We start from the raw sequence: 24373 nt of genomic DNA, 5'->3' as shown, positions 1-24373 counted from the left end.
GACCTTTCCTCAGTTACCGGTCCCGGCATCGGCCGGGCTTTTATTTTCATCTTTTTCAGGAACCAGAAGACCCCGAACACGGGACTTGCCACTGCCATTGCCATCTGCTGTCAGGCGACTGACGCCGGTATTGAGATCGACAACGGCGCGGTCCCCGTTCAACTGGTTCTCTCCGCGCGTGATCTTAACCGATCCGATCAATGTGGCGATACCTGTTTTCGCATCATAAACGCCTTGATCGCCCACAACAAAGTCGGTGGCTGTGCGAATATTCACATTGCCTTGACCATCGATGCGACGCAACTCATTTGCGCCCCCCTCGGCGACATCAAACCGTGCGGTCAGGGTATCACCGCGCAAGGTACGATCTTCGGATATTGCCACCGCATTGCCACGCGCCACCGCAATCCGTTCCGTTTCCCAATATTCAAGGCTGTCACGTGCGGTCAGGGTTTCCTTTGGCGTGGTATATTTCAGATTATCCCCGGTCAGAACCACAACCGCCTCGTCAATGTCATAGACCGCCTTGTCGCCGGTTGCGACATCGGTATCGGAGGACAGCTTCACATTGCCAATCGCAATGATGCGGTAAATCTCGCTATTGCCGTCACGATCACGATACAGCGCCTGAAGTTCGTCGGCATCAACCCGCGACGTGCCGCGTTTGGCAACCGCATTGCCCCGCGCAATCAGGATCTGTTCATCGCGACGCCATTCAATGCCGTTATCTGACTCGACCTCCAGACCGCCAGCGCCATTTTGCGCCAGCCCGAGCGGGTTGGCCTGCGCACGATCTGACAGGCCCGACAGGCCAAGAACCGCACCGCCAAGCATCATTGCCGCAACAAGCGTTCCGGTTTTTCGGCTCAGAAGCCCCATTGCGATCATGACTTCCCTTTCAATGCGCTATCGAAAATCACCAGTTTGGATTTTCCCAAAAAGCGGATCACCGCCCCCTTGTTTTCCAGCTCGAACCCGGAATCGGATTTGATCGTGCCAAACGGTCCCTGGCCATCGACCGGAACCGTACCGCTTGCACTGCCGGAATTCATAGCAATTTCAGCTTCTTCGGTGTGAATTTCAAAGCCGTTATCGTGATACATATTGACCGTACCAACAAGGTCGAGCATCCCGTTTTCTTCGGTATAGAATCCCTCATTGGCGGTCAGCGCGATCCAGGATCCGTCTTCAAGCGTGATATCGGCTTGCGGCGCATCAAGATAGACATGCTCGTTGCGTTCCCGGGTTTCGGGGGATTCGACCGCCTCGCGCGCCGTCACGGTAAAGGGCTGCTTTTTGCCATCCACACCAAAGAAGCGCGGATTGCTCATGGCAACATTTTCCATCAGGTCTTCGGGCGATGTCGAAAATCCAAGCCGGAACCCGCTATCCTGAACCTGTTCGATCTGCGGCCACAACACCACCAGCGCCATCAGCGTCAGGGCAATCAGCGGCAAAACGAATTTCAGCATGGTCACGATCATCCGTCGGAACGGATTGATGCGGACTTCGCGCCGACCGGAAGGCAGCCGGTCGCGCGAAAGGCCTTCGGCCCTTTGGGATGCGACCTTTGGTGTGCCTTCAGTGCTCATTGCCTATGCCACCCCTGAACGCAAAAGATCATGGATATGCACAAGGCCGACCGGAATGCCGGCCGCATCCAGCACGAAAAGGGCGGTGATGCTGCGATCATTCATGATCGCAAGGGCTTCAACCGCCAGGGCATCGGCATGGGTAACTTTCGGTCCGGCCGTCATCACGTCACCGACCTTCATCGCCACCAGATTATCGGCCATGTGGCGACGCAAATCGCCATCGGTGACAATCCCGATCAGCTCCCCGGCATCGCCCAGCACACCGACACAGCCAAAGGAATGACCGGTCATGGTCACCAGTGCCTCGGACATCAGGGCATCGCGCGCAATCAATGGCAGGCTGTCTGCGCCATGCATGACATCATGCACATGCAACAACCGCTGACCAAGCTTTCCGCCCGGATGGAAGGTACGGAAATCATCGGCACTAAAACCGCGACGTTCCATCAATGTCACCGCCAGCGCATCGGCAAGGGCCAGCATCGCTGTGGTCGAGGTCGTCGGGGCCTGCTTGTTCGGGCAGGCTTCCGGGCTTGCCGGCAGCACCAGCGGACAGTCCGACTGCTTGGCAAGCGAGCTTTCCGGTTTGCGGGTCATGCCGATCAGCGGCACGTTAAACCGGCGGGTAAAGGCGATGATATCGGACAGTTCCGGGGTTTCACCGGAATTCGACAGTGCCAGAACCGCGTCATCCTTGCCGATCATGCCAAGATCACCGTGGCTGGCTTCGGCCGGATGGACAAAGAAGGACGGGGTGCCGGTCGAGGCAAAGGTCGCCGCGATCTTTTTGGCAATATGACCGCTTTTGCCCATGCCGGTAATCACCAGACGGCCCTTAAGGCCTTCGATCAGGTCGATCGCCTTGCAGAAATCGCCATCAAGCGAGTCTGCCAGTTCGCGCAGCGCGGATGCTTCGATATCAAGAACCCGGCGCGCAATCGCAAGATCGGCCTCAGAAGCCGGAACCGGTGTATTTTTGGTGGTGGGAGCGTTCGGGGTCACTGTCATCTGTTTCTTGTTTGCGTTTCCTGCCCGGAGATAAGGCATATCGCCCTTTCTGCAAGACCAATGCGCCAAAACTATGAACCTGCCGGGTGTGGGGGTCAATTCTATTGAACCCCCATACACCGCCAATCTTCACAGGCGGTTAACCGCACGGCCTAATGGGCAAAAATATCGGTTTCTTCCCAGCCCGACAGATCAAGCGTCGCGCGGGTCGGCAGGAAATCAAAACAGGCCTGGGCAAGTTCGGTACGGCCTTCGCGGGCCAGACGACGATCAAGCTCTTCCTTGGCCTTGTGCAGATACAGCACATCGGATGCCGCGTAATCGATCTGTTCCTTGGAAAGCTCGGGCGCACCCCAGTCAGAGCTTTGCTGCTGCTTGGAAATCTCGACCCCGACCAGTTCACGCAACAGGTCCTTGAGACCATGACGGTCGGTATAGGTACGGATCAGCTTGGAGGCGATTTTGGTGCAATAGACCGGCGCACAGCGCACACCGAGATATTTGTCCATGACCGCAATGTCAAAACGCCCGAAATGAAACAGCTTCAGGACCGACGGATCGGCCAGCAGTTTCTTGAGGTTCGGCGCGCTGTAATCTTCTCCATCGAACTTGACCAGATGGGCATCGCCATTCCCGCTTGAAAGCTGCACGACACACAAACGGTCGCGGTGCGGGTTCAGGCCCATGGTCTCACTGTCGATTGCCACAACCTTGCCAAGGTCAAGATCGTCCGGCAGATCTCCGAGATGGAGGAAATTGGTCATCGCGGTTCTCCAAATGTCAGAATTTGCCTGTTCTTAACACAGCAAACCGCATGTGGCATCGCAAAAAGTCTGGATAGTTAAATGATCTAAGACGACACATTCCACATAGATGCCTATGAGGAATTACCCCTACTCCATGTGGCAAACTTCTTTCGGCGCAGATGAAACTTGTTAGAAATTAATAAATCCAATTCTTGGCATATTCTATAATAATTGTTAGCCATCACGACTAAATCATCATAATCAACCTCATATACATCTCCAATATCACATTCGTTAAATAGATCATTACCCTTCATTTTTCTTTTAAATATATTATCAACTACCCCTCTATTATGTGAGTAAAGATTCCTCAGAGAAATAGAGTATGAAATGATTTTCCTCTTTGATTCATCATCCAAAATTGAATAACCAATTCTACTTGAAATAAATTCATCAATCTCGACAACACCTCCGTATGACAGGCTATTTATTTTTCTATCAACAACAAAACGAACGATATCTTTGTTTCTCTTAAATTTTAGAACATCTTCTACTGATATATTCTCTTTTGATTTAATAATATTTGGATTTTTAAGCGCACAAGCCTGAATGATTTCCGAGAGATAGCATAAAAAATTATCCGATAGGCGAATGCACATATTCTCGGTTTGGTAATCCCGAAACTGCTGAAGTTGCTTGAAAGCACTTTTCCGCTTGGCTGCGTCCTCCAAATTGTATTTTTCTGGATCGACCTTAGAAAGCGCTTCGATCGCGATCTTTCTAGTTTCGTCTTGATGCTGCGCGAGATTAGAAGCGAAGAATAGAAAATTGAAAATTTTGAAATGCCGCTCGAAGAACCGAAAAGCAATCTCGGTACACACTTCTTTTGCCGGGGATAATGGGAACTTTGGATCGTCATCAATCTCATTCATTAGCAAAAAACCTCTGAATGCAGGGGATGAATGTAGGATGACGAGAATAGTTGAAGAGACAATGAAAAACAGGCCCCAAAACGACAATACCCCAGCACATCAGAAATGTGCTGGGGTATGGTGCCCAGGAGAAGACTCGAACTTCCACGACCTAATGGCCACTGGCACCTGAAGCCAGCGCGTCTACCAATTCCGCCACCTGGGCATAGGGGCATCTGGTTTTGTTCGGGCAGTGTCCGCCGGAACGGGGCGGAATATACGCGGTCAGCTTAAAGTGTCAACCAACTTTTTGATGGTTTGGTGAAACTAAATCACCTGACCCGGCCCTGGACCGAAAACACAAGGGTTTCCCTTGGAATTTCGGTCATTCGCGATCACGCCGAATGGTCGAACAAATAGCCAAGAACACCATTCAACCGGTTCCGGCCCTGCTGTGTGGCCCGCAGCCCCGCAGAATCACAGACCAGATCACCCGAAACAATCAGGGTTTCGAGCCGTTCCGAATCCAGCACATCACGCGGTCCCTTGCCAATAATCCGTTCAAACCGCGACACAGGAATGGTTTCATTCAGTCGCAAGCCCATCATCACCATTTCAAGCAGGCGTTCATCGGCCTCAAGCACGGTTTCTTCCTGCGAACCATGACCATGCTTTTCCACCCGGTCGAGCCAGATTTCCGGCGCACGATGGCGACGTACTGCCATCGGAACGGTACTGCCATCAGGCTGGATCACGGCTTCGCGGCCATGCGCACCCGGCCCGATGCCCAGATAATCGCCATAGCGCCAGTAAACGAGGTTATGACGGCTTTCCTGCCCCGGTTTGGCATGGTTGGAAACCTCGTAACAGCGATACCCCGCCGCCTCGGTTTCTTCCTGGGTGATTTCATAAAGCTCGGTCGCAAGGTCTTCGTCAGGCACCACCAGCTCGCCGCGCTGATGAAGCGTATAGAATTGTGTGCCCGGCTCGATGGTCAGCTGATAAAGCGAGATATGACCATTGGCGATATCAAGCCCTTCGCGCAGCTCCTTGCGCCAGGCCTTGGGATCATGTTCCGGGCGGGCATAGATCAGATCGAATGAAAAGCGGTCAAACACCGTGGTCGCAACATCAAGGGCGCGCAGCGCCTCCTTGGCCGAGTGCACACGCCCAAGGAATTTAAGATCGCGGTCATTAAGTGCCTGAATGCCGATTGATACCCGGTTGATGCCATTGGCGGCAAAGGCCGAAAACCGGTCGATCTCGACCGTGCCCGGATTGGCTTCAAGGGTGATTTCAAGATCGTCGGTGACCCGCCAATAGGTCTTGATATCGGCAATAAGCGCCCCCGCCGTTTCCGGGTCCATCAGCGATGGCGTGCCCCCGCCAAAAAAGATCGAACCGACAACACGGCCCGGATGGCGGGCCGCCCCGATGGCAAGCTCGGCCCGGAGCGCCTTGCGCCAGCGGGCGTGATCGACACTGTTCGCCACATGACTGTTGAAATCGCAATAGGGGCATTTCGACAGACAGAACGGCCAGTGGATATAGATGCCAAAGGGCACGGTTTCGGCAAAAGATGCGGACACGCGGAACTCGATCCTGATTGCGGGAAAAGCAGGGCATTTATATCCCTGATACCCGGATAAACTAACACGCACCGCCGATCATGACATCAGCGATGCGTGCATATGTTCAATGCGGGCGCCAAAAGGCCCGGATTATTTAAACCTGATTATTTAAAGCAGGCCTTGACCATCTGGGCAAAGGCATCGGCACGGTGGCTCATTTCATGCTTTTTGGCCGGGTCCATTTCCCCAAAGGTCTGATCATATCCCTTGGGCTGGAAAATCGGATCATAGCCAAAGCCGTGACGCCCGCGTTTCGGCCAGACGATTTCGCCTTCGACCCTGCCTTCGAAATTCTCGACATGCCCGTCCGGCCAGGCCAGTGACAGCGCGCAGATAAAGGATGCCCGGCGGTCGGGATGGTTGCCGATCCCGTTCTGGACTTTTTCCATCGCCATGTCGAAATCCTTGTCCGGCCCGGCCCAGCGCGCCGAATAGATGCCCGGCGCACCATCAAGGGCAGAAACCGCAAGGCCGCTATCATCGGCAAGGGCCGGAAGATTGGCCCCGTTGGCCGCCGCCACCGATTTCAGCTGTGCATTGCCGATAAAGGTCTTTTCGGTTTCTTCGGGTTCGGGAAGGTCAAGTTCTCCGGCCGAGAAAACCTCGATCCCGAAGGGTGCTAGCAATTCACCGATTTCCTTGATCTTGCCTTTGTTGTGACTGGCAATGACGAGTTTTTTTTCCGTAAAGCGACGGGCCATTTTTCTGCCTGAGATTCGGTAGGGGTCAGATGTGAAAAGCGGCAGGTATGGTTCCTGCCGCGGAAAGTCTCGTTTAACTTAAAGACCAAGGGCCTCGCGCTGCTTGGCAAACAGTTCCTTGCAGCCTTTTTCGGCCAGCGCGAACATCTTGTCATAAGACTGGCGATCAAACGGCACGTCTTCGGCAGTGGCCTGAACTTCGACAATGCCGCCATTGCCCGCCAGCACGAAATTGGCGTCCGCCCCGGCATTGCTGTCTTCGGCGTAATCCAGATCAAGCACGGCTTCGCCGTTATAGATCCCGCAAGAAATCGCTGCGACCGGCTGGGTCAGCGGGATTTCCTTGATCAGGCCAAGACGACGCACGCCCTGAAACGCCAGATGGGCCGCAACATAGGCACCGGTGATCGACGCAGTGCGCGTGCCGCCATCGGCCTGAATGACATCGCAATCAAGGCGCATCTGCATTTCGCCCATGGCTTTCATATCGGCCACCGCACGGATCGAACGACCGATCAGGCGCTGAATTTCCTGGGTGCGGCCCGACTGGCCACCACGCGCAGCTTCACGCTGCATGCGCGAATCGGTGGCACGCGGCAGCATGCCGTATTCTGCGGTGATCCAGCCCTTGCCGGTATTGCGCATCCAACCGGGAACCTTGTCCTCGACCGTGGCGGTACAGATGACGTGGGTATCGCCGAATTTGATCAGGCAGGACCCTTCGGCATATTTGGAAATGCCGGTTTCAATCGTTACGTCACGAAGCTGATCGGGGGTACGGCCGGATGGGCGCATGTGTGAGAACCTCTTGGTTACAGATCTTGTGGTTGCAGCTCTGGCACCGACGGATGGATCGCAGATGCAAACAGGCTTGAAATTTGGCCCAAAGTAAGATGACACCCGCCAAAGGTCCAGCAGTTTCCCGGCCCTGATCGACCCGGATTCGCCCAAAACCCATCAGGAATACAAACAACGTTTTCAAACCAAGTACTTGAAACCGGTGTGGCTTCCGGCTTTTGCCCTGCAAGGGCGCAATTGACGTATACCCAATGCCTGACTAAATTCTCCCTGAGCTTGATAACAGCTTTGTCTCGACCCGCAGGCTTGGAACACATGGCCCATTTTGACGATACATTGCTGGGCGACATGAATGCGCGGTCACGTGAAGTGTTCCGCCAGATTGTCGATGCCTATGTCGAAACCGGCGAACCGATCGGTTCGCGGTCGATTGCGCGACGCATGTCCGAAAACCTTTCTGCTGCGACCATTCGCAATGTCATGTCCGATCTTGAAGAGATGGGGCTTCTGGTTGCGCCGCATATTTCGGCCGGGCGCCTGCCCAGTGAAAAGGGATTGCGGCTGTTTGTGAATGCGCTGATGGAGGTTGGCGACCTTCCCAATGCCGAACGTGACCAGTTGACCAAGAATTGCGAACAGGCGGGCTATTCGCTTGATCAGATGCTGGGCGAGGCAACATCAATGCTTTCGGGCCTGTCGCGCTGTGCCGGGCTGGTGGTTGCGCCAAAGACCGATGGCATCCGCCTCAAACAGATCGAATTCGTTGCCCTGTCACCGGGCAAGGTGCTTGCCGTACTGGTGTCGCAAAATGGCAGTGTCGAAAACCGAATCCTTGATGTTCCGGTCGATTTGCCCGCCTCGGCATTGACAGAAGCGGCGAATTATCTAAATACCCGATTGGCTGGGAAGACACTTGATGACGCAAGAGTGCTGATCACGCAGGAACGTGATCGCCTCAAGCAGGAGCTTGATGAACTTTCCGCCACACTGATTGATGCGGGCCTTGCGACATGGGCTGGCGGGATCAAGGGATCGTCCCTGATTGTAAAGGGCCAGTCCCAGCTGCTTGAAAATATCGATACAATCGAACAGCTTGAGACCGTTCGCCGCCTGTTTAACGTGCTTGAGGCCCGCGATCAGATGATTGAATTGCTCGATGTGACGACGGATGCCCAGGGCGTTCAGATTTTCATCGGGTCCGAGAACAAACTGTTTGGCGGATCGGGTCTTTCGATGGTGATTTCACCCTATCAGAATGCTGAAGGCAGCATTGTGGGTGCAATCGGGGTTGTCGGACCGACCCGGATCAATTATGCCCGGATTATTCCGCTGGTCGATTACACCGCCAAACTGGTCGGTCGACTGATTGGATAAATCGCGGCGCTGCGTGTCAGGCCGCATAACGTGAAAGTACAAGGTTAGCCATGTCGGAAACCGCAAAAAACACTCCGGAAGATCTGCAGGATGTAAATGCCGCAGAAGAAACCGCATCTGAGGACGTCGCAGCAGAGGCGACCGGCGCAGAAAGTGAAGAAGTTGTCATCGAAGACCCGATTGCCGCCCTTCAGGCCGAGGTCGCCGAGCTGAAAGACCGTCTGCTGCGTCAGGCCGCCGAGGTGGAAAACACCCGCCGCCGCGCCAAAAAAGACGTCGAGGATGCCGGCAACTACGCGATCACCAAATTCGCCCGTGACCTTCTTGATGTGGGTGACAACCTGCGCCGCGCCCTTGATGCCGCCGGTGACACGTCACAGGCCGACCCGGCCATGAAAACGCTGTTTGAAGGCGTTGAAATGACCGAACAGGCCCTGCAAAAGGCTCTTGAAAAGAACGGGATCGAAAAGCTTGAACCGCTTGGCGAAAAGCTTGACCCGAACCACCATCAGGCCGTGTTTGAACTGCCGCACCCGGAATATCCGGATGGCCATGTCGCACAGGTCATGCAGGCCGGTTACGTCCTTAAGGGCCGTCTTCTGCGCCCGGCAATGGTCGGTGTTACCAAGAACCCGGCCGGAAGCAATCCGTCAAAGGATGATACGCCCGGCGGCAATGTCGATACCTCGGCATAACGACCAGAAATTCAGATAAACCGGTTTTAGCGGATCGGGTTTAGCAAGCACCCCTGCCAGACATACTTGGCGGGGGTGTTTTGTTTGCATTAGGCTGTCGGACAAAAGTACGCTGCCAATCAAGGAATATTTACATGCCGCTCCGCCCCGATCTGATTGAAATCCTGCGCGACGAAGCCGTTCCGATTGTCATTCTGACAGGTGCGGGGATTTCCAAGGAAAGCGGTCTTCATACCTTCCGCGATCCCGATGGCATCTGGGCGAAATACGATATTGCCGAAGTCGCAACGCCCGAGGCCTTCGTTAACAATCCCGATCTGGTGCATTATTTCTATAATGACCGGCGCGCCGGATTGCGCGACCCCGCCATCGTGCCAAATGCCGCACATCTGGCACTTGCACGCCTTGAAGCCGAATGGCCGGGGGATGTTTTGCTGGTCACCCAGAATGTCGATGATCTGCATGACCGGGCCGGATCAAAAAACCTGATCCATATGCATGGCGAGCTTCTTAAAATCCGCTGCAACCATTGTGACCTTCTGACGGTCTGGGCTGATGATCTCGCCCGGGAAACCCCGTGCCCGTCCTGCGGCAATGCGGGGGGCTTGCGCCCGCATGTGGTGTGGTTTGGCGAAATGCCCCTTGAGATGGAACGTATTTATGACGCCCTTGGCAAATGCGGGCTTTTCATTTCAATCGGAACGTCGGGCAATGTCTATCCGGCAGCCGGATTTGTGCAGGTCGCCCGTGAAGAAGCCGAGGCCGAAACCGTCGAGCTCAATCTTGAACCCAGTTCCGGCGCAACCCTGTTTGATCATAGCGCCTATGGGGCGGCAACCGATCTGGTGCCGGGATTTGTCGCGGCTTTGCTCAAGGACTAGAAATTCACAAGATCGCGAAACTGACGCTCGCCTTCGCGGCTAAAACGTACGATACGCGACTCCGCCACCCGCCTGGCCCAGCCCAGATCGTAAAACCGGTCGAGCAATGCCGCGCCGAATGATCCGGCCAGATGGGATTGCCGTGCACTCCAGTCCAGACATTCGCGGCAAAGCGGTCGGCGTTTGCGGCGCAAGGCATCAAGATCAATACCGAATTCCCCGGCAAATGTGATCCCGGCTGCGGTCAGGGCAACATCGTTCAGGTCACTTTCAATCAGATTGCGCTTTGTTAGCCCCTCAAACAGCGCAACCCCCATATCCCCGGCCAGATGGTCATAGCAAACGCGCGCATGGCGTAATTCCGGATCCTTGGGGCCGGTCCGCACCCGGTTATGCCCGACCCGGTTGGCAATCCCCATCAGCACTTCAAGCGCCTCGACAATATCGGGGCCGGAAAGGGTGAAATAGCGATGCCGCCCCTGCTTGCGCGGGGTGACAATCATTCCGGCCTCAAGCTTTGCCAGATGCGAGCTTGCAGTTTGCGGCGTTACACCGGCTTCTTGCGCCAGTTCGGTTGCGGTTAATGCCCGACCACCCATCAGAGCGGTCAGCATGTTTGCGCGCGCCGGATCACCAAGCAATGCAGCCACGCGGGCAATATCGGGTCCTTCTTTCATAGTTCGATGGTAATCGAAGCATCTATGACCGGCAATCGCGATAATGGTCCTGTCACCTGATCTCCTGAAAGGACGTTGTCATGATCACCTGTTTCATCCGCTATGAAATCGATCCATATAAAAAGGATGCCTTCATTGAATATGCCCGCAACTGGGGACAGGCCATTCCGCGCTGCGGGGCCGACCTTGTCGGGTATTTCGCACCGCATGAAGGATCGGTCTCAACCGCCTATGGCATCTACCATTTGCCCGATCTGGCCTCATATGAAGCCTATCGCGCCCGGTTAAAGGACGATCCGTTGGGTCGGGAAAACTACGAATTTTCCCAACGTGAAAAATTCATCCTGCGCGAGGAACGCCAGTTTCTCAAAATTGCTTCCACCCCGCATACGGAGCTGATCAAACCATGATTGCCGTCATCTTCGAAGTCACGCCCCATCCGGCCCGCTATGATGATTACCTTGCCATCGCAGCCGATCTCAAACCGGTGCTTGAGAAAATGGATGGTTTCATCTCGGTCGAGCGGTTTCAAAGCTTGACCACGCCGGGCAAGGTTCTGTCACTATCGTTCTGGCGCGACGAGGAAGCGGTCAAGGCATGGCGCAATATCGGTGAACATCGCACGGCACAGAGCAAAGGCCGAAATACGATATTTGAAGATTACCGGCTGCGCGTGGCAGGCGTGATCCGTGATTATGGCATGCATGAACGCGATCAGGCGCCTGCCGACTCCCGCCATCAGCATGAAAGTCCCTAGATCATAAGTTTTTTTTGATCAGGCCTCTGCCGGTTTCGGGGATGCTTCGTCATCCCCGACCTCTTCTGCGTCGTCAATCTGCTGTGGTTTGGCACCGCCTTTGTAATCAAGCAGCATCACTGCCAGAATGACAATCCCCGCCCCGACAAAAATGACCGGCACCGGCAACATGTCAAAAAAGATCAGATCCATCGCCACCGAGAACGGCAGGGCCGTATAGGCCGCTGGCGACACCACACTGGCATCGGCCACCCGCACGGCCCGCAGAACCATGTAATTGGTCATCATCGCAAAGAAACCGGCCCCCGCCGAATAGGCCCAATCGGCAAAAGACGCCGGCTGCCAGGAAATCAGGGCAATCGGAACCCAGATCACAACTGCGATGATCTGCGGCCAGAACAGCATGGAAAAATTGGTTTCGGTGCGCGTCATGACCTTGGCAAACAGGGTCTGGGCCGAGAAGCAAAAAGCCCCGAACAGGGCCGCGGCAACACCAAGCGGCACCCCGAAACCATCCATGCGCGGCGCGCACATCACCCAAACCCCGACCAGTCCGAGCAGGGTGGCAATCATTTTACGCGCTGTCAGCTTTTCACCGAGAATCACGACGGCGAGCAGGACTGTCAGCAATGCCTCGATAAACAGATAGGCATTCACTTCGGCGATGCTCATCTGGCGCAGCGCAAAGAACACGAAGAACAGCGACCCGTACCACAATATTCCGCGCGCAATATGGGCCATCGGGCGGCGGGTCCTGACTGGACGCACGCCAATAAACATCAGAACGATCAGGAACACCGCAACTGTGGTGACTGCACGCATGGCGATGATCTGTGCGGTCGGGACATCATGGGACACCAGCTTGGCACAGACATCGACAAAAACGCCCGAGGCCATTGCAGCAGTCATCCATAAAACGCCGCGGACATTTCCGCTCAGGCGCATCAGCGTCCCGGTCATGATCGTTTCCAATTTCATGGGTTATTTGGGGGTTTCCGGCAGTCAGGGAGACTGGCTTACGGGGTGGCGCAAGGAGACATCGGAAAATCTTCGGCCGGAAACCCTTTATGCAGATGATACTGCCCGCTTGTTTGGAAAAATACGAATGAAAGGTTTTCAGCCATTGTTGAGTTTTTTTTGCCCCTTTTTAACATCAGTCCTGATAGACAATATTGACGAAGGAAACTGTTCGTATGGAAACACAAAATGCGCCGGAAATTGCCCCCCTTACGCGCACTTGTCGCTTTTGAAGCCACCGCCCGCCACCAAAGCGTAAAAGGTGCAGCCGAAGAATTGCACGTCACGCAAAGTGCCATCAGCCATCAGCTGCGCCAGCTTGAGGAAAACCTTGGTGTTGTGCTGTTCACCCGCAAAGGTCGGGGACTAAGCACGACCAAATCGGCAGAACTTCTTTTGCCGCGCCTGACCGAGGCCCTTGACGGCATTGCCGATATCACCAGCGAAGTCGGCCCGGACAAGGGCAAGGCAATCCGTATCGGCGCGCTTGCAACCCCGGCATTGACCGTATTGCTTTATGAACTTGATAACCTGCGCGACCGGCTGCCATCTGATATTCCCGTCCAGTTCCGCAAGATCGAGTTTGATGACGGGCTTGATCCGCTTGAAATTGATCTGGCTCTTCAAATCGCGCCCAAGGACCTGCCCGGTCCGGAAGACTGGGTAACCGAACTTCTCACCCCGGAAGTCTATACCGCCTTTGCCGCCCCCGAATGGCTGGCAAAGCGCGGCTTTGATGCGTGTCATATCAATGTTTCGGAACTGGGCCCACGTGATATTCTGCTGATTGACAGTGACAGCGAACAGTTTGCCCAGATCGAACAATGGTTCAAGGATGCCAGCTTCTCGCTCGCCGATTGCTGGACCTTCAGCCACCATATCTGGGCACTCGAAGCCGCACGCGCCGGACAGGGCATCGTTGCAAGCACCGATGTCGTTGCACGTAACTATGTCGAACGTGGCGAGCTGGTTCCGCTGAATTTCCCGGATTTCATTTCGCACTGGTGGTATCGCCTTCTGATCCGGCCTGCACGCCAGAAAGACCCTGTCGTGATCGAAGCCGCCAAATGGATCAGGGAACTGATCAATCCCAAAACCGCGTCACTGGCGCGAAAGAAGTTTATGTAAGCAATTTGTCAATTGCCCTTAAGATTTCGTAAGGGTAGGCTCGGGTAATAAAAACGGGCAAAGCTGCACAAAAACGGGGTAAACGGGGTACGTGGGGGGAAGATGACATCCTTGGTGTCGGTCGTGGTCACGACCTATAATTGGCCTGAAGCACTTTCTCTGGTGCTGAATTCGCTTGCCGATCAGAATGATCGTAATTTTGAAATCATCATTGCCGATGACGGATCAGCAGGTCCGACCACACGTGTGATCGAAAATTTTGCAGCAACCTGCCCGGTTCCGGTCAAACATTACTGGCATGAAGATAGCGGTTTTCGCGTCGCCAAGGCGCGTAATGGCGCCATTGCCATGGCCGAAGGCGAACTTGTCATCTTTATTGATGGTGACTGCTGTGTCATGCCCGACTTCATCACCCGCCACCGCAAGGCAGCCGAGGCCGGATGCCTTGTTTCAGGCAAGCGCGTTTTCATCAAGCAGCGCCTGACCAAAACCCTTCTCGAACGCAAATGGGCCTTTCACAAATGGCCGCGCGCAGCCCTTTTTGCCGTATCGCTTTTCGGATTCTGCAATCGACCGTTCCAGTTCATTCGCCTGCCCCATAAAGGCCCCTGGCTTTGGGAGCATGAAAATTGCTGGCGCAAGGCACAGACCTGCAATCTTGGCGTTTTCAAAGCCGATATTGATCGTATTCACGGCTTTGATGAAGCATATGAAGGACATGGCTGGGAAGATTCCGATTTTGTCCTGCGCCTGTTGCGGTCAGGCCTGCGGCGCAAGAATGTCGAATATTGCTCGCCGGTGCTGCATCTGTTCCATGATCGCAAAATTCCAGCGCGTCATCAGGGCGGCCTTGTATCCAACTGGCATCTGTTTAACGAACACCTGCTAAATGATCATGATCGTTTCCTGCCATCAACCGTCGTTGCCCGGGCAGAAACCCCTGAATCGTCTTCTTTATTCGCATCCGCAAAAGAAATTGCCTGATTTTCGACCAAGGATGCATGTGGACCCCCTTGGAAGCTGCGGCAATTCGCGATAAAAGGTCGGCATCATTCTCCTTCGGGTGCATTTTTGCATCTTCGAAGCCGAACACAGCCGTCCCGGATACCGGGGCATGCCTTTATAGAAGCGAAAGGGATTTTCCCAGATGGATCTCAGCAAGATTGCCGTCGGCAAAGATGTTCCGTGGGACGTAAATGTCGTCATCGAAATTCCGCAGGGCGGACCGGTCAAATACGAAGTAGACAAGGATTCCGGAGCTGTCTTTGTTGACCGTTTCCTGCATACCTCGATGTATTACCCGGTCAATTACGGTTTCATTCCTAACACCCTTGGCGAAGATGGTGACCCGGTCGACGCGATGGTCATGTTCCGCGAGCCGGTCGTTGCCGGTTCGGTGATCCGTGCACGCCCGATCGGTGTTCTGATCATGGAAGACGAAGCCGGTCAGGACGAAAAACTGATCTGCGTTCCCCATGACAAGATCGACCCCTACTATACCGACATCAAATCCCACGAAGATCTTCCGCAGATCTTCCGCGACCAGATCCAGCATTTCTTCGAGCGTTACAAAGACCTCGAAAAAGGCAAATGGGTAAAGGTCACCGGTTGGGAAGGCGCTGAAAAAGCTGCCAGCCTGATCGAAGAAGGTGTCGCACGCCTGGCCAAGTAAATCTGGCAAAATAGTCGGCCCTGCACGATTATAATAATTGCAAACAACGCTCTGTTCGAATGACAGAGCGTTGTTTTTTTGACTTTTTGTCAAAATAGACGACAATGCAGTGTGTTTTGGGGCTCTCATAACGTATCGGAATTCGATCCGTGCCCGATGAACAGAACGACCACCCTTCCAGCATCATAAAAATCATAAGTGCCGACATCACGACGCTGGACACAGATGCGATTGTCAACGCCGCCAATCAGGCCCTTTTGCCCGGCGGGGGTGTTTGTGGTGCCATTCATGCAGCTGCCGGACCGGAACTTGCCAGGGCCTGTGCCCCGCTTGCGCCCTGCCCGACCGGACAGGCATGCATCACACCGGGATTTGGTCTGAACGCCCGTTTTGTCATTCACACGGTTGGTCCCGTCTGGGAGGGCGGAAACCGTAACGAGGCCACCCTGCTTGCTGCCTGCTACCGCAACGCAATTCTGATCGCAGTGCGAAACAACCTCAAATCAATGGCGTTTCCGGCCATATCCACAGGAATTTTCGGCTATCCGGAAAACCTTGCCGCCGACATCGCCGTATCAACCATTTGTGAGGCGACTGGCGAAATTGCCGCAATGCCACAAATTTACCTTTGTTGTTTCTCATCCTCGGCGCGCAATTGTCTCGAAGACGCACTGCGCAGATACCAAAAAGGCACGGACTGAATGCAAAGCGACGCCATTGCACATGAAATATCCCAACCGCTTGAAATTACGGCTTCGGCGGATGGTGTCCTGCGCGTGGGAGATCACGAATTTCGCTGTGCATTCGGGGTGAATGGCATCATTGATGCCCACAGCAAGACCGAGGGCGACGGCAAGACACCGGCCGGACGCTGGAAATTGCGCTATGTGATGTATCGCTCTGATCGCAAACCCTGCCCGAGAACAAAACTGCCCGCAACCACCATTTCCTTCTCGGACGGCTGGTGCGATGATCCCGATCACCCGTCCTATAATTGTCCCGTAAGGCTTCCGTTTAACGGAGGCCACGAAAAACTGTGGCGCGACGACAATCTCTATAACATCGTTGTCGTTCTTGGTCATAACGATGACCCGCCGGTACCGGGAAAGGGCTCGGCGATCTTCATGCATATTGCCAAACCCGACTATAGCGGAACCGAGGGATGTATTGCCCTTTCAGAACAGGATCTGGAAACACTTCTGGGTCTGGTGCAATACGAAACCTATATCTGCATCTCACAGTGAAATCATGCACTTGCCGTTTGGGCAGCGACACCCTAGGTTCAAGAGCTGAATTAATTCACGGGACAAGTCATGATTGAAGACGATTATCTGTATAAAAAGGGCGGAATGTCTGGTTTCGGGGCACGTCTGAAAGGTATTTTCGGATCGCGCAAATTCTGGATTCGCAGCCTTGCCGTAATCGTTCTGATCGCGCTGGTCTATTATCCGGCGGGCATGGCGCTTGTACATCGTATTGATGACAATCCCGATTTTACCGGCAATTACCAGGGTGGCAGCCATGCGGTCAGCACCGCTGCCGGTCTGATCGACCGCGAGGTCAACCAGAACCGCTGGACCGCGAACGACCCGTTCTTCCTGCCCGGTAGCGCACTCGACAATATGCCGAACTTCCAGACCGGCATCATTTATGCCCTGTCGCGTTTTTCGATTGAACTGTCCGATCAGATCGGGCGTACCCGCGGATCAAGCCAGGTTGACCCCGATCTTGATGATGCCGCCGGACTTTTGAAATTCCGTGGCGACAAATGGGTATTTGATCCGACCGTCTCGCTGCTGCCCGGTGTGACATCCGAACAGCAATACCGTCAGGCCATCCGCGCACTTGAAAATTACAACAAGCGTCTGACCACCGGCGAGGCCGTGTTTGAACGCCGCGCAGACAATCTTCAGGAAACCCTGAACCGGTTTGCCAATGATCTTGGTTCGGCATCGGCCCTGATTGATGACAAGGTCGATGCACCGTCCCTGTTTGATCGCACCGCCGATGACGTGTTCTATGCGACCAAGGGACGCCTTTATGCCTACAGCCTGATCCTGCGCGATCTCGGAACCGATTTCGAACAGATCATCAATGAACGGCAAATTGCGCCAGCCTGGGCAGAAATGATCGGATCGTTGCAATCAGCCGCCGCCCTTGATCCACTGGTTGTGGTGAACGGGTCAGCGGACGGAATCATTTTCCCCAACCATCTGGCGGGACTGGGCTTCTATCTGTTGCGCGCACGCACGCAGATGCGTGAAATCAGCAGCATCCTGCAGCGTTAAGCGTCATTGCGCCCCGATCTGACCGTACGGGGAATACCTGACTTGCGCGCTGCGACTTGATCTTTTCCGCTTTTTGCCCCATTTAGGGGCTAACCTAATGAAATGCAGATTGTTGAGCGGGCAGCATAAGCCCCGGCAATCAGAGTGAGAGGACAAGCCGACCATGTTCATTCAAACCGAACCGACCCCGAACCCGGCGACACTCAAGTTCCTGCCGGGCGAAGAAGTGATGGGCCGTCTGGGCACCGCGAACTTCGTCAAAAGTGACGAAGCCGTCAAATCGCCGCTTGCGCGCAAGCTGTTCGAAGTTGATGGCATCGCCGGTGTCTTCCTTGGCGGTGATTTCATCACGATCACCAAGGACGATTCCAAAGACTGGCAGACCCTGAAACCGCAGATTCTTGGCGGTATCATGGAACATTACACCTCCGGCCAGCCGGTTCTTGACCAGAATTCCGATGCCGCAACCGGTGCCAGCACCGCTGCCGAAGGCGACAACGAACTGGTCAGCCAGATCAAGGAACTGCTTGATACCCGTGTGCGTCCGGCTGTGGCCCAGGACGGCGGCGATATCGTCTTCCACAAATTCGAAGACGGCGTTGTTTACCTTGAGATGCATGGCGCATGTTCGGGCTGCCCGAGCAGCACCGCGACCCTCAAAATGGGTATCGAGAACATGCTGCGTTATTACGTGCCAGAAGTTCAGGCCGTCGAACCGGTAATGGCTGACTGATCTTTCCGAGTCGTTAAAAAAATCTTTAGCCCGGCGCAAACTTTTGCCTGCGCCGGGCGTTATTATTTTGCGTAAACGGGAAGGTTTACGCGGCGTTTTCAACTTGTGGAAATATTGCCCGTTGCGATCTTTGGCGCTGGAAGGCATAGATATCGTCCACTTGGGATGGACAGTGTTACTGATCCTGGAGATACAAGAATGACTAGCGCAAAAACAGGAAATTACCGGAAAATTGCGCTTGCTTCGGTCACCGGAGCAATCGGTTTACTGTATGTTGGCATTTTTTCCGGAATTGATGTCTCTCCGACCCCAGCCGGGTTCGGGATCGATATTCCTGCGGCCAGCCCGAAAGAAGTCACGGTCACAAAGAAAAAGCCCGTTTATCGCCGGGGACCTGAGGTTGTTGCACTTAACCAGTATTTCAACAGCATCGGTTATGACCTGAGTGATATGACGGAAGTACCGCGCGTCTATATCAAGCGCGTCCCCAAGGGTCTTGGGGAACTGGCATCCGTTGACGAGCGCAAGACGCTTTTCCTTCGCATCATGTTGCCGCTGGCCATGCGGGTGAATGAAGAAATTGCCACCCGTCGTGACCGCCTGATGGCCATCCAGGCCAAAGGCATTTCCGGCACTCCGGTCAGTGCGGCCGATCAGCAATGGGTTGAGCAGCTCATGAAACGTTATCGCGTGACCGATGGCGGAATCACGGCTCTGCTTGAACGTATTGATATTATTCCGACCTCTCTGATCCTTGCCCAGTCGGCCGAGGAAAGCGGCTGGGGCACGTCGCGCTTTGTCCGTGCAGGCAATGCCCTGTTTGGTCAGTGGGCGTGGGGTGACGAAGAAGGGATCGTTCCCAAAGATCGTGAGGAAGGCAAGAATCACGTCATCAAGTCATTTGGCAGCCTGATGGACAGTGTGCGCGCCTATGCCCGTAATATCAATTCCCATCCGGCCTATCAGGCCCTGCGCGAACGCCGCGCGGTTCTGCGGGCCGATGGTGACCTGATCAATGGCTGGGACCTTGCCGAAACCCTGACCAAATATTCAGAACGCGGCGAAGAATATGTCGATAGCCTTCATGCCATCATGCGGGCCAATGGCCTCAATGAGCTGGATGGTCTGACCTTTGCGGCTGGCGATGTTCCTCCGCCGCCAAAAGTTCTGGCCTCACTTGACTGATCACGGTCGACTGGATGGACCAACAGATAAGCAAAAGGGACCCGAACGGGTCCCTTTTTTACTTCGTCGCACGACAGTGTCAGGTGGCAGTCGGAAATCTTATCGCTCCCCGCGATAGATCCAGCCCTTTTCGGACTTCAGCAACCGGATTTCGTTCTCGACCGTGCGCCGGTCACCGGGCTTGAATTCGCCTTCCTTCATTGCCAGCATTTTGGTTTTCACCAGATCAATCGCGTCACTGACCGTATTGCCAACATCATCCATATTTCCGGCAGCCTTGCCCCTTTCGCTGACATCATCGGCAAAGTCGGCGATTGAACGATCAAAGACCAGCTCATAGCGCACCATCACAATAACCTCGTCATCTCCTTCGGAAATGCTGTTGGTTTTGGTGACATTTTCCACATGGCCGACCTTGGCATAGGGATCTTCGCGAAAACGTTCGATCACCGCTGTGGTGATCTCGTCGGCATTCGGCCCGCTGGCCTGTTCGTCTTCACAGGCGGCAAGAAGCGGGAAAAACATGAAAACAGCGAGAAATCGGGTCAGCTGGCCCATACGGTATTTCCTATTTTTTGTGCAATAATGGCATGACATGTTGGTCATATGCCCAAATCATGTGGCAAAAATCGGGTCAAATTGCCTTTGCCACCATATGGTATCACATAAGATATCCATCCATTATTTCAGAAATGCCGTGTCTGGTCAGGACCATATTTCGATCAAAATCGATATCCATGCTGATGCATAATCCGGAACTATGCTCTGGACAGGACACCAAGCTTGATCCTTTATGAATCAAGGCATTGCACCCAAGGCTTCTGGAACTGAATTGTGATTTTTGATCTGATCATTGCATTTGCGACTGTCTGCGTTGCAATAGTCCTGTCGATGCGTTCTGTCGCCTATTTTCCCTTGTGGCGTGCCGTTGTTACCCCGCTTGCATCAATCATTGGCAGCGGTTTTTTGTTGCTTGGCCCGATCCTGAATATCGGATATGGCGGCTATGCGCCGCTGATCATGCTGGTTCTGTGTTTTGTCGCCTATCTGTTTGGCGGTGCGATCCGCTACAATATCGCATCGGGTGAAAAGGCCATTCAGGATGGCGACTTTGGCCCGCTTGCGATCCGGATCGAAACCCTGTCCTCCTGGGCGCTGGCCTTTGCCTATATCATCTCGGTTTCCTATTACCTCAATCTTCTGGGTGCCTTTGCGCTCAGTCTCACACCATTCAAGTCCGGTTTTGACGCCAAACTTCTGACCACCGCAGTTTTCATCACTATCGTTCTGGTCGGATGGTCGCGCGGTTTCAAAAGCCTTGAGAAGATGGAATATGTATCGGTCAGTTTGAAACTGGCGATCATTGCCGGGTTGCTGGTCGGTTTGATGGCGCATTTCGGCCATCGGGCGCTTGATGACGCCCTTATTTTCAATCCGGAAAAAGTTACCGGCTGGTCCGCTGTCACGCTGACCTTCGGATTATTGATCGCCGTCCAGGGCTTTGAGACATCGCGTTATCTTGGATCGGAATATGATGCCAGAACCCGCATCAGATCGATGCGTCTGGCCCAATGGCTGTCGACGGCGATCTATCTGGTTTACATCCTTTTGATTTCATATGTCTTTCGCCCCGATCAGATGTCGCCATCTGAAACCGGCATCATCGACATGATGAAGATTGTCGCCCCGATCCTGCCCTTCCTTCTGGTCGCAGCCGCGCTGGCATCGCAATTCAGTGCGGCAGTTGCCGATACCAGCGGATCGGGTGGTCTGTTTGCCGAACTGTCGCGCAAGCGTATCAGCGAACGCCAGGCCTATTTGCTACTGGCTGTGATCGGCATTGCATTGACCTGGTCGGCCGATATCTATGCGATTGTCAGCTATGCCTCGCGCGGTTTTGCCATCTATTACGGCTTGCAGGCGGGCTTGAGTGCGGTGATCGCGGCCAAACAACAAGCTGGCTGGCATCGGGTCGGATTTTACGCGTTGCTCGCCGCATTGGCCACCGTCATCGCAGTTTTCGGTCAATCCGTCGAATAGCGCCTGCATCAACGCAGCATAGAGACAAAAATGGCGGAGACTGAAAATCAGCTCCGCCATTTTGCAAAAAATCGTCAGATCTTTACCTTAACCGTGCTCGGCCTCATGGGCGGCAAGGGCGGCAAGATTGACAAGATCATTCACGGTCGAGCCCATCTGTGCGATCTGGGCCGGTTTTTCCAGCCCGATCATCACCGGACCGACCACCGTACCCCCGCCAAGCTTGTCCAGAAGCTTCGATGCCGTCGTTGCCGCATGAAGGGCCGGCATGACAAGCACGTTGGCCGGACCGGACAGGCGGCAGAACGGATAAAGCTTCAGCAATTCGGTATCGAGCGCGACATCGACCGCGATATCACCATCGAATTCGAAATCGACATTGCTGCGTTCAAGGATGCCAACAGCTTCGCGGATACGGTCGGTATCGGGGCTGTAGGGGTTGCCAAAGGTCGAATGCGACACCATCGCCACACGCGGCTCATGACCAAGCTGACGGGCCTTCTCGGCAGCCTGGAAGGCGATCTCGGCCAGTTCTTCGGCATTGGGAAGGTTGTGCACGCGCGTATCGGCGATAAACACCGTGCGGCCCTTTGCAATCGCGATCGAAAGACCCATCGGGATTTCGCCCTGCTTGGCATCGATCACGGTTGCGATATCGGTAAAGCTGCGCGCAAAGTTGCGGGTCAGACCGGTGATCAGACCATCTGCATGACCCTTTGCCACCATGACGGAGGCAAAAACGTTACGTTTCTGGTTCACCATGCGCTGGCAATCACGCCACAGATAGCCTTTGCGCTGCAGGCGTTCATACATGAATTCGGCATATTCGGCATTGTGACCCGAAAGTGCAGCATTGTTGATTTCAACACCTTCAAGGCTTTCGATGCCAAGTTTCTTGGCACTTTCATGGATGCGATCTTCGCGTCCGATCAGGATCGGCGTGCCATAGCCCGAATTGCGATAGGCCACAGCTGCACGAATGACCGTTTCCTCCTCGCCCTCGGCAAAGGCGATGCGTTTCGGATGCGCGCGGACATAATCGGAAATCAGCTGAAGATGGGCGGCCGTCGGATCAAGACGACCACGCAGCTGGTTTTCATATTCTGCCATATCAATGATCGGGCGACGGGCAACGCCACTATCCATTGCCGCCTGGGCAACGGCCTTTGGCACCGCAATGATCAGACGCGGGTCAAACGGGGCCGGAATGATATATTCCGGACCATATTGCAGACGACGCCCGGAATAGGCCGCAGCCACCTCGTCAGGTACATCTTCACGCGCCAGCGACGCCACCGCATGAGCCGCAGCAATTTTCATTTCCTCGTTGATCGTCGATGCCTGAACATCAAGCGCACCACGGAAGATATAGGGGAAACCAAGCACATTGTTGATCTGGTTCGGGTAATCCGAACGCCCGGTCGCACAGATCGCATCATTGCGGATCCCGGCAACTTCTTCCGGGCTGATTTCCGGGTCCGGGTTGGCCATGGCAAAGATGATCGGCTGTTTGGCCATCGATTTGACCATCTTGGCCGTCACTGCCCCCTTGACCGACAGACCAAAGAACGCATCGGCACCATCCATGGCTTCTTCAAGCGTACGGGCATCGGTTTCTGCCGCATGCGCCGATTTCCACTGGTTCATGCCATCTTCGCGACCTTTATAGATCACGCCGCGCGAGTCACACATGATGACATTGTCCGGCGACACACCCATGCTTTTGACCAGCTCGCAGCAGGCAATCGCCGCCGCACCGGCACCATTGATGACAAGCTTGATGTCCTTAAGCTCGCGCCCGGTCAGGTCGCAGGCATTGATCAGGCCCGATGCCGCAATGATGGCCGTGCCGTGCTGGTCATCGTGGAAGACCGGAATATCCATCACTTCGCGCAGGCGCTGTTCGATGATGAAGCATTCCGGTGCCTTGATGTCTTCAAGGTTGATGCCGCCAAACGAAGCCCCAAGGAAACGCACGCAATTGACGAATTCGTCGACATCCTCGGTCGAGACTTCAAGATCAAAGCCGTCAACATCGGCAAAGCGCTTGAACAGCACAGCCTTGCCTTCCATCACCGGCTTGGAAGCCAAAGCCCCAAGATTGCCGAGGCCCAGAACCGCAGTCCCGTTGGAGATGACCGCAACAATGTTACCCTTCGAGGTGTAATCATAGGCAGTGGCAGGGTTTTTCGCGATTTCAAGACACGGCACCGCAACGCCCGGTGAATAGGCCAGGGACAGGTCGCGCTGGGTGGTCAGCGGCTTGGATGCGGTGATTTCGATTTTGCCGGGGCGGCCGCTGGAATGAAACAGCAGCGCTTCGCGGTCACGAACCTTGATTTCTTTATCTGACATTATGTTTTCACTGACGCTTGCGTGGTAAGTTGGAAAGCAATCTGTATTGCGTGTGTAGTTTATCCTGATCGACATAAATTCGGTGTGGGACCGTCATGTCGGACCGCCCAATAAATCAGGCTTCGCGCCCCGGGTCAAAGGCGACGTTAACGGCAACCGCAAAATTACGTAGCGTTTTCTG

The 24373-nt window shown here is 54.5% G+C and carries 26 protein-coding genes and 1 tRNA gene; 14 read left to right on the top strand and 13 right to left on the bottom strand.

Annotated elements, in window-relative coordinates; all coding sequences use genetic code 11:
- Positions 1-9: 9 nt before the first annotated feature.
- From WA318_RS02180 to rph, 9 genes are all read right to left on the bottom strand, one after another.
- A complete protein-coding gene (locus WA318_RS02180) occupies positions 10-888 on the bottom strand; it encodes an LptA/OstA family protein (protein WP_336079791.1) in 879 nt (292 codons plus the stop codon).
- Positions 885-1592, bottom strand: coding sequence for an LPS export ABC transporter periplasmic protein LptC (lptC, locus tag WA318_RS02175; protein WP_114096454.1), 708 nt, complete (start codon positions 1590-1592; stop codon positions 885-887). Before lptC ends, WA318_RS02180 begins: the two co-directional genes overlap by 4 nt.
- A gap of 3 nt (positions 1593-1595) precedes the next feature.
- A complete protein-coding gene (locus WA318_RS02170) occupies positions 1596-2603 on the bottom strand; it encodes a KpsF/GutQ family sugar-phosphate isomerase (protein ID WP_336079789.1) in 1008 nt (335 codons plus the stop codon).
- A gap of 152 nt (positions 2604-2755) precedes the next feature.
- Entirely contained in the window at positions 2756-3367 is a 612-nt protein-coding gene (locus tag WA318_RS02165; RefSeq protein ID WP_336079788.1) for a ribonuclease D, read from the bottom strand.
- Between the two features lie 113 nt (positions 3368-3480).
- A complete protein-coding gene (locus WA318_RS02160) occupies positions 3481-4281 on the bottom strand; it encodes a hypothetical protein (RefSeq protein ID WP_336079787.1) in 801 nt (266 codons plus the stop codon).
- 118 nt (positions 4282-4399) lie between these two features.
- Positions 4400-4486: transfer RNA gene (locus tag WA318_RS02155), tRNA-Leu, on the bottom strand.
- A gap of 169 nt (positions 4487-4655) precedes the next feature.
- Positions 4656-5849: a radical SAM family heme chaperone HemW gene (gene hemW / locus WA318_RS02150; RefSeq protein ID WP_336079785.1), complete on the bottom strand. Its 1194-nt coding sequence runs from the start codon at positions 5847-5849 to the stop codon at positions 4656-4658.
- A gap of 146 nt (positions 5850-5995) precedes the next feature.
- On the bottom strand, positions 5996-6592 hold the full coding sequence (gene rdgB / locus WA318_RS02145; RefSeq protein ID WP_114096450.1) for an RdgB/HAM1 family non-canonical purine NTP pyrophosphatase: 597 nt from the start codon (positions 6590-6592) through the stop codon (positions 5996-5998).
- Positions 6593-6670: 78 nt separating this feature from the next.
- Positions 6671-7387: a ribonuclease PH gene (gene rph, locus WA318_RS02140; RefSeq protein WP_114096449.1), complete on the bottom strand. Its 717-nt coding sequence runs from the start codon at positions 7385-7387 to the stop codon at positions 6671-6673.
- Between the two features lie 318 nt (positions 7388-7705).
- On the opposite strand from rph, the gene hrcA reads away from it, so the two are divergent.
- The 3 genes from hrcA (at position 7706) to WA318_RS02125 (ending at position 10340) form a co-directional block, all read left to right on the top strand.
- Positions 7706-8764, top strand: coding sequence for a heat-inducible transcriptional repressor HrcA (gene hrcA / locus WA318_RS02135; RefSeq protein WP_114096448.1), 1059 nt, complete (start codon positions 7706-7708; stop codon positions 8762-8764).
- Positions 8765-8814: 50 nt separating this feature from the next.
- Positions 8815-9459 (top strand): nucleotide exchange factor GrpE, encoded by a 645-nt coding sequence (gene grpE, locus WA318_RS02130; protein ID WP_114096447.1) that lies wholly within the window; start codon positions 8815-8817, stop codon positions 9457-9459.
- Positions 9460-9593: 134 nt separating this feature from the next.
- The gene (locus WA318_RS02125; protein ID WP_336079780.1) at positions 9594-10340 is read left to right on the top strand and encodes an NAD-dependent deacylase; all 747 of its coding nucleotides are present in this window, start codon (positions 9594-9596) and stop codon (positions 10338-10340) included.
- Here the strand turns inward: WA318_RS02125 and WA318_RS02120 are convergent.
- Positions 10337-11017: a helix-turn-helix domain-containing protein gene (locus tag WA318_RS02120; protein WP_336079778.1), complete on the bottom strand. Its 681-nt coding sequence runs from the start codon at positions 11015-11017 to the stop codon at positions 10337-10339. The genes WA318_RS02125 and WA318_RS02120 overlap by 4 nt on opposite strands.
- Before the next feature lie 80 nt (positions 11018-11097).
- On the opposite strand from WA318_RS02120, the gene WA318_RS02115 reads away from it, so the two are divergent.
- Both WA318_RS02115 and WA318_RS02110 read left to right on the top strand, forming a co-directional pair.
- Entirely contained in the window at positions 11098-11427 is a 330-nt protein-coding gene (locus WA318_RS02115) for an NIPSNAP family protein (RefSeq protein ID WP_114096444.1), read from the top strand.
- Positions 11424-11774 carry an antibiotic biosynthesis monooxygenase family protein gene (locus WA318_RS02110; protein WP_114096443.1) on the top strand — a complete coding sequence of 117 codons (351 nt, stop codon included), beginning with the start codon at positions 11424-11426 and terminating at the stop codon, positions 11772-11774. The genes WA318_RS02115 and WA318_RS02110 overlap by 4 nt, the downstream gene beginning before the upstream one ends.
- Before the next feature lie 18 nt (positions 11775-11792).
- On the opposite strand, the gene WA318_RS02105 is transcribed toward WA318_RS02110, so the two are convergent.
- Complete coding sequence (locus tag WA318_RS02105) at positions 11793-12734, bottom strand: DMT family transporter (RefSeq protein ID WP_336079775.1); 942 nt, start codon at positions 12732-12734, stop codon at positions 11793-11795.
- Between the two features lie 246 nt (positions 12735-12980).
- Between WA318_RS02105 and WA318_RS02100 the strand changes: the two genes are divergently transcribed.
- The 8 genes from WA318_RS02100 to WA318_RS02065 all read left to right on the top strand — a co-directional run bounded on the left by WA318_RS02100 (position 12981) and on the right by WA318_RS02065 (position 19797).
- Entirely contained in the window at positions 12981-13919 is a 939-nt protein-coding gene (locus tag WA318_RS02100) for a LysR family transcriptional regulator (protein WP_114096442.1), read from the top strand.
- 102 nt (positions 13920-14021) lie between these two features.
- Positions 14022-14903, top strand: coding sequence for a glycosyltransferase (locus tag WA318_RS02095; RefSeq protein ID WP_114096441.1), 882 nt, complete (start codon positions 14022-14024; stop codon positions 14901-14903).
- Positions 14904-15066: 163 nt separating this feature from the next.
- Positions 15067-15591: an inorganic diphosphatase gene (gene ppa / locus WA318_RS02090; protein ID WP_114096440.1), complete on the top strand. Its 525-nt coding sequence runs from the start codon at positions 15067-15069 to the stop codon at positions 15589-15591.
- Between the two features lie 149 nt (positions 15592-15740).
- Positions 15741-16292 carry a macro domain-containing protein gene (locus tag WA318_RS02085; RefSeq protein WP_336079771.1) on the top strand — a complete coding sequence of 184 codons (552 nt, stop codon included), beginning with the start codon at positions 15741-15743 and terminating at the stop codon, positions 16290-16292.
- Positions 16293-16835 (top strand): L,D-transpeptidase family protein, encoded by a 543-nt coding sequence (locus tag WA318_RS02080; protein ID WP_336079769.1) that lies wholly within the window; start codon positions 16293-16295, stop codon positions 16833-16835.
- Between the two features lie 69 nt (positions 16836-16904).
- On the top strand, positions 16905-17879 hold the full coding sequence (locus WA318_RS02075) for a DUF2333 family protein (protein ID WP_114096438.1): 975 nt from the start codon (positions 16905-16907) through the stop codon (positions 17877-17879).
- A gap of 163 nt (positions 17880-18042) precedes the next feature.
- Entirely contained in the window at positions 18043-18612 is a 570-nt protein-coding gene (locus tag WA318_RS02070) for a NifU family protein (RefSeq protein WP_114096437.1), read from the top strand.
- Between the two features lie 198 nt (positions 18613-18810).
- Positions 18811-19797 (top strand): glucosaminidase domain-containing protein, encoded by a 987-nt coding sequence (locus WA318_RS02065; RefSeq protein WP_336079766.1) that lies wholly within the window; start codon positions 18811-18813, stop codon positions 19795-19797.
- 99 nt (positions 19798-19896) lie between these two features.
- Here WA318_RS02065 and WA318_RS02060 read toward each other — a convergent pair whose 3' ends face one another.
- Positions 19897-20355: a hypothetical protein gene (locus WA318_RS02060; RefSeq protein WP_336079764.1), complete on the bottom strand. Its 459-nt coding sequence runs from the start codon at positions 20353-20355 to the stop codon at positions 19897-19899.
- 276 nt (positions 20356-20631) lie between these two features.
- Here WA318_RS02060 and WA318_RS02055 point away from each other — a divergent pair, with 276 nt between their 5' ends.
- Positions 20632-21837 carry a hypothetical protein gene (locus WA318_RS02055; RefSeq protein WP_336079762.1) on the top strand — a complete coding sequence of 402 codons (1206 nt, stop codon included), beginning with the start codon at positions 20632-20634 and terminating at the stop codon, positions 21835-21837.
- 87 nt (positions 21838-21924) lie between these two features.
- On the opposite strand, the gene WA318_RS02050 is transcribed toward WA318_RS02055, so the two are convergent.
- The gene (locus WA318_RS02050; RefSeq protein ID WP_336079760.1) at positions 21925-24192 is read right to left on the bottom strand and encodes an NADP-dependent malic enzyme; all 2268 of its coding nucleotides are present in this window, start codon (positions 24190-24192) and stop codon (positions 21925-21927) included.
- Between the last annotated feature and the right edge of the window lie 181 nt (positions 24193-24373).

The sequence above is a fragment of the Thalassospira sp. CH_XMU1448-2 genome (assembly GCF_037027285.1).
Lineage (GTDB): Bacteria > Pseudomonadota > Alphaproteobacteria > Rhodospirillales > Thalassospiraceae > Thalassospira > Thalassospira profundimaris_C.
The sequence above is the reverse complement of the archived record's forward strand: the minus strand, read 5'-3'. Positions and strand labels throughout refer to the sequence as shown.